The sequence below is a fragment of the Pseudomonas sp. SIMBA_068 genome, from assembly GCF_046534705.1.
Taxonomy (GTDB): Bacteria; Pseudomonadota; Gammaproteobacteria; order Pseudomonadales; family Pseudomonadaceae; genus Aquipseudomonas; species Aquipseudomonas putida.
Genome location: NZ_JAWRYI010001043.1, coordinates 1 through 254, shown reverse-complemented (window position 1 = coordinate 254; position 254 = coordinate 1). Strand labels below are relative to the sequence as shown.

Sequence of the window (254 nt, the reverse complement as noted above, 5' to 3'; positions counted from 1 at the left end):
CCCTGCATCAACCGCAACAGCAATAACGATGGCCTCGATCGACGAACTGAAACAACGCATCGACCTGCACGACCTCGCCGATCGCCTCGGCTTGAAGCGCGGTCGCGGCGGCGACCGCGCGCTGTACCACTCGCCGCAGCACGACGACAAGAGCCCGTCCCTGTCGATCTACGTGGACCACCCGAAGCACGGCACCGGCTGGCGCGACCACAGCGCCGACGTCGGCGGCTCGTGTATCGACCTAGTCATTCACA

At 65.0% G+C, this 254-nt stretch carries 1 protein-coding gene; it reads left to right on the top strand.

Annotated elements, in window-relative coordinates; all coding sequences use genetic code 11:
- Window positions 1-28: 28 nt before the first annotated feature.
- On the top strand, window positions 29-254 hold a 226-nt coding region (locus SB756_RS32620), incomplete at its 3' end, for a hypothetical protein (protein ID WP_410913583.1).